This is a genomic window from Pseudomonas extremorientalis, from assembly GCF_001870465.1.
Taxonomy (GTDB): Bacteria; Pseudomonadota; Gammaproteobacteria; order Pseudomonadales; family Pseudomonadaceae; genus Aquipseudomonas; species Aquipseudomonas extremorientalis.
Genome location: NZ_MDGK01000048.1, coordinates 1 through 805, shown reverse-complemented (window position 1 = coordinate 805; position 805 = coordinate 1). Strand labels below are relative to the sequence as shown.

1 protein-coding gene is annotated in these 805 nt (G+C 61.0%); it reads left to right on the top strand.

Going from position 1 to position 805, the window contains the following annotated elements:
* Positions 1-805, top strand: an 805-nt coding sequence (locus tag BFN10_RS19090; RefSeq protein ID WP_139221115.1) for an RHS repeat domain-containing protein, incomplete at both ends; no start/stop codon positions are given.

Genomic DNA, 805 nt, shown 5'->3' with positions numbered 1-805 from the left:
CAGTACTCACCTCACACCTGTTCAAGGCCGGTCGCGAACAGCAACGCCAACAAGGCCAACTGTTCAGCCACTACCAACATGACCACCAAGGCCGCTTGTTCAACCAGAGCATCAACGATGCCGAAGGCCCGGTCTATCGCCGTCATTACGACTACGACAAAACCGGCAACCTCACCCGCCTGCTCGACACCCGCAAGGGCGAACACCGCTACCACTACGACCCACTCAACCGCCTCACCCGCGCCGACCACACCCAAGCCGATCAGGAACGCTTCGGCCACGACCCCGCCGGCAACCTGCTCATGCACAACCGCCCCGGCCCCGACATCGTCGCCGGCAACCGCCTGATGATTCAGGGCGACCATCATTACGACTACGACGCCTTCGGCAACCTCATCCGCGAACGCCGCGGCAAGGGCCACGCACTCGTCACCGAATACCGCTACGACTGCCAGCACCGCCTGATCGGTATTAAAAAACCCAACGGCCAGACCGCCAGCTACCGCTACGACCCGTTTGGGCGGCGTATCAGCAAAACCGTCGACGATGTAACCACTGAGTTTTTCTGGCAAGGCGACAAACTCATCGCCGAACACCACTCGGATCGGCATCGCAGCTATCTCTATGAACCAGACAGCTTTCGCCCGCTGGCGCTGCTGGAAGGCTTCGGTCCAAAGGAAACCAAGGCCTACCACTACCAGCTCGACCACTTGGGCACCCCGCAAGAACTCACCGCCCCGGATGGCGAAATCGTCTGGTCGGCGCATTACCGTGCCTACGGGGAAATCACCCGCCTCGACATCGG